At 64.0% G+C, this 4,288-nt stretch carries 5 protein-coding genes; all 5 read right to left on the bottom strand.

Annotation, left to right across the window (positions count from 1 at the left end):
- Positions 1 to 164 precede the first annotated feature (164 nt).
- The 5 genes from HNV26_RS37010 to HNV26_RS36990 are packed head-to-tail and all read right to left on the bottom strand — an operon-like array spanning position 165 to position 4,250.
- On the bottom strand, positions 165 to 902 hold the full coding sequence (locus HNV26_RS37010; RefSeq protein WP_171445554.1) for a hypothetical protein: 738 nt from the start codon (positions 900 to 902) through the stop codon (positions 165 to 167).
- Positions 903 to 957: 55 nt separating this feature from the next.
- Complete coding sequence (locus HNV26_RS37005) at positions 958 to 1,695, bottom strand: SMI1/KNR4 family protein (protein WP_171445553.1); 738 nt, start codon at positions 1,693 to 1,695, stop codon at positions 958 to 960.
- 28 nt (positions 1,696 to 1,723) lie between these two features.
- Positions 1,724 to 2,668 (bottom strand): DUF4150 domain-containing protein, encoded by a 945-nt coding sequence (locus HNV26_RS39450; protein ID WP_253817396.1) that lies wholly within the window; start codon positions 2,666 to 2,668, stop codon positions 1,724 to 1,726.
- 23 nt (positions 2,669 to 2,691) lie between these two features.
- Positions 2,692 to 3,759, bottom strand: a complete 1,068-nt coding sequence (locus HNV26_RS36995) for a 3-oxoacyl-ACP synthase (protein ID WP_171445551.1) — start codon at positions 3,757 to 3,759, stop codon at positions 2,692 to 2,694.
- Positions 3,756 to 4,250 carry a DUF2169 domain-containing protein gene (locus HNV26_RS36990; protein ID WP_366817112.1) on the bottom strand — a complete coding sequence of 165 codons (495 nt, stop codon included), beginning with the start codon at positions 4,248 to 4,250 and terminating at the stop codon, positions 3,756 to 3,758. Before HNV26_RS36990 ends, HNV26_RS36995 begins: the two co-directional genes overlap by 4 nt.
- Positions 4,251 to 4,288: the final 38 nt, after the last annotated feature.

Raw genomic sequence — 4,288 nt, 5'->3', positions numbered from 1 at the left:
GGGCGATGTGTATACGAGACCGAACACCAGCGCGAGCGACTGTCAGTTTTGCGCTGGTATGAACCCACCCACCATCCGCCACTTGGAGGCGGGAGCGTGAGAGGGAATGACTTGGCGGTCGGTTGGGCGCGCGCTTCCAGCCCACTTCTGCGAATGAGTCTGTTTCAACCGCGTTGGCTGGCTCCGAGTTGGCCGAGCGAATCTGCCAGTTGTCGCAGGCACTTCTCATCTCCTGCCGCCAGGGAGATGCGCACGTGCTCTCCTGGATTGGGACTGAGGATGGCCGTCGCATCGTGCCGATCGAAGTAGCGCACGACGGTTGATTCGGAGTGCTGCTCAAACCCGAACCGCGTCAAAAGGGACGCGCCCTGTTCAACCTCCTTGGGAGAATGGGCCTTGATGAAGAGCGTCCGACTGCATGTGAACTGGCTCCAGCGATATCGAAGATAGGCCTTGGCGAAGAGTGCCTCATAGAGCGTGGGCTCCACGAGGTCGAAGATTCGGAGGGACTCGGGAAACTCGTATGGCCGCTCTGACGGAGGGTAGGCGGTGAGCACGAACTCTCCAGATTCCTCGTCCTGGTCCAATTCGATGGGGCGCTCGTCGAGTTGTGCGGGGTTGCCATCGATGCCGTAGCGGGAGATTCCGATGACCGGTGCGCTGTCGCGTGGCACCTTCCCCTGGGCGTATAATTGAATGAGCGTTTCGATGCGAAAGTCCCCGTCCTGAAAGGACAGGTCGGCCATTCGGTGGCCCATGGCGAGAAGGAAGTCGACATGGGGCACGGGTAGCGGCCGGCCCACGAGCGATTGCAACCTTTCGAGTTCCTCGGAAGTGCACCCCTCGATTTCGCTTCGGAAGGAAGGGTGATACCGCGCGATGGCGGAAATCAGTTGCTCCATTCGACTCGGCGGGGAGGAACCCAAGCTTCGCTCCTGTTCTGCGTGCAGTGCGAGCTCAGCCAGGGATGACGAGTTGGAGTTGCTGCGACAGGACATCCGTGACCTTGAGCATCTCTCGCCGGTCATAGGCGGCCACGGAGAAGAGGAGGGGGGCATCCCCAGGTTGGCTCTTGCTGACGACGACTGTACAGGTCGGGCGCTCGTAGTAGGCGATGGTGTCGCTTGATTGCGGATGCCGCGTGAATCCCATCTTCACGAGGGTCAGGCCGGCTTGTTCCTGGTCGAGCCGGGTGTGGGCCTCAGGCGGCTCGACGAGCGATGTCCGTTGCGGAAAGCGTGAGACGTGGAAGTGGAAGTACGCCTTGGAGAAGACGAACTCGGAGAGGGAGGATGCCAGCCATTCCGCTTGTTCGATGACCTTGGGGAAGGCCTTGGCGGTCTCTGGCGTCGGGAACCGGATGACCTGGGGCTCGCTGGGACCGCAGTCCAGGTAGAAGTCGAAGTAGGGGTCATCTTCCGCGAGGCCGAACAGCAAGTAGCGCGCGGGTGCCTTGGGGAGGTCCTTGTTGCGGTGGTACTCGAGGACGGGTTTGAAGGAAAAGTCGTCTGAGTCCTGGAACAGTTGCAATGTGCCGGTGCCGCGTCCCATGACTTGCAGGAAGCCTGTGTAGCCAGGCGGCAGAGGGCGCCCCACGGCGGCTTGAAGTTGGGAAATCTCGGACGGACCGCAGCCGCGGAGCTCGGTGGCGAAGGCCGGGTGGTACTGGCTGATGGCCTGGACCACCGACTGCATTGCTGGAGGAGGGAGGCGGGTCGGCATGTCAGTGGGCCTTGAGTTCGACGACGGTCGTTCCGTTGCCCGGTTGCGGACACAGGAGTGCGGGAACAAGCTTCTTGCAGGTGGGGCAGGATTCGTAGTGATGACCATCCCGGCGCCCCTCTTCGTTGGTGGGGCCGACCCAGAACTCCGTCATCGACTTGATTTCGAGTCCCAGCTTTCCGGCCTCCGAGACGAGCTTCTGTGCTGCGCAACTGCCAACAGGTGGCCCATTGAAGTCAGGGCTGCGTTCGAGCTGGATTTTCTGTCCGCCCCGACTCCTCAGTTCGATAGGGCCGGGGAGCTTGGGTTTTTTGATGAACCCGGGGATCTCCGTCGGGCCAGAGTGCATCTGCAGGAAGACCGTTCTGCCGGATTGAGGATGACGGCAACGCAGCACTCCCACCATATAGCCCTTCTTCTGTCCTCGGACGCGCTTGTGCGGAGGACATTTCTTGTAGAGCTTCTGGGCCGCCTTCTCGCTGCGCTCATCTGATTTCAGCTCATGTCCCGCCGGGTTGCCGCAGATGGGGCACTTGTCGTCCGCGCCGTACGTCAGCCCGACACTGGGCTTGCCGGTCGCGGCATTGCCCCCTGTGTTGACCGCGTTGCCGTTGTGCAGGCAGATGTCGAGGAAGCGGACGACGTTCTTGCCCTCGAACTTCACGTCCGGGCTGTAGGTGGCCCACGTCAACGTGCCCTGGGTCTTGGCGGAGATGATGCCGCCTCCCGCGGTGCCTGCCTCGTCTCCCGTGCTGGTACTCAGTTTGGAACTGCTGATGGCAACAGGGTGGCCCTCGATCGACACGGACTTGGTCCCCTTGGCCAGGTCCGCGTCTCTTGCCACGTTGACATAGGGGACAGGCACGGGGCCTCCAGGAGAGGGCGTCTTGCATACGTCTGGAGCCGGGCATGTCTGCGTCTGCCCGTCTCCCGCGTTGAGTGCCATGCGTCCGTTGACGAAGACATGACTCATGCGTGCACCTCCACCATGCAGCCACCGACATGGCCGCCATCCGAACTTCCAAACACCAGCGTTCGCCACGGCCCTGGCCGGGCCTCACCCCAACTGCCCCGAGCATGCAGTGCCATGCCGATCTGGATGATGCCCGCCGATGCCCCCGGGTCTCCCAGGCTCCCGGCGACCACTTCTCCTGTCAATGGCTCGGGCAGCAAGCTGGCGTTGCGCAGGTAGGCTTGGGTGAACTCGCGGCCCCAGAAGGACTCCGTGGACTGACATGAGAGGAAGAAGTCGGCACGGCGCGTCCCCGCCACAGGGTGGGCGCGCAGCCGCTGGAACACCTCGGTCAGTCCGTGCCCCAATGGGGGCTGGGTTTGCAGGAAGTGCCGTTCGTCTCTGGCCAACGCGCATGCCAGCACCTGGCCTCGTGCCTCGCTGACGTGCCGGCCCGGTGCGCTCGCATGGGCGACCCATGCGAAGCCGGCCCCTTCGCCAGGAATGATGCCATCCCGCTGGGGACCCCCAAGGGTACGCCCATGAGAGGCGAGCCGTCGGAGCGACTCCCGGTCGCAGAGCGAGTCCACCGCGCCGATGAGAACGCGCGGATGGCGCCTCTCGTCCAACAACGCGCTGGCCCTACAGAGGGCATGGAAGAACGCGGCCCGGCCCAGGGGCAGCGCGCCTCCATCCGCGAGCTGAAGGTTCCAGTCCGAGCCCGCTTGCTGGATGGCTCGGACCAGCTCAGGCACATCCAGGGATGCGCCCCCTTCTGGCTCGGGAAGCGCCAACAGCAAGGGAAGGGGGTGAGGCCCTGTCGCGGGAGCGTCTCGCATGCAGTCCTCAAGGGCCGTTATCGCCAGGGCGGCCATACGCTCTCCCCGTGGCAGCTCCGCGGCCAACGGTTCCAACATGGAGGCTCGAACGGGTTCGCCCCAGCGATCTGCGACATCGGTCTGGAAGATACGGACCGTGCCCGCGGCAATCTCCGCCTGGGTGGTTCGTGCGGTGAGGCCCAGCGGCGTGGATAGCCCGAGGGCCATGACGGCGAGCGGCTTGCTGCCCATGTCCGAAGGCCTCATCCGTCCTCCCACGGTTCGAGTTCACGCACGAGGGTCTGTTCGTGATGGGCGAACTCGCGCTCCGCGGGGAAGGCGGCTCGCCAGTACAGTCGAAGCAGTCGCTCGTCGGGCTCAAGCAGCACCCCATCCAGGCGCATGCGTCGGCGTTCGACCCGGTTGCGGAACACTGCGCTGGCTACGAATCGATGTCGGGGTAGACGGAAGCTGAAGGTGCCATCTGGAGAGAGCCCACTCAGGACCACCGACTCTCCCCCCTCCAGCCACGGTGTGGCTATCAAGCCCGGCGAGGCAGCCTGGAAGAACCGCTCATCGAAGTCGCGTGGCCAGAGTGGCGCTCGGCGTTCAGTCCACTGCGCGTCGTATGTCCCGCCGTAGCCAAGCCGGGGCTGCCACGCACGAGAGCCCCCTGTGTCAGGGAAGTTGTCGCCTCGGCTGACCGGCCGAGCTGACCACCCCGGGGGCGAGTACAGGCAGGTAGCTGTGTCGTACACGGATGCATTCAAGGCGGAGATGGTGAAGCGGATGGTGG

It is taken from the genome of Myxococcus xanthus (assembly GCF_013116825.1).
Lineage (GTDB): Bacteria > Myxococcota > Myxococcia > Myxococcales > Myxococcaceae > Myxococcus > Myxococcus xanthus_B.
This window is presented reverse-complemented; position numbering and strand designations above follow the sequence as displayed.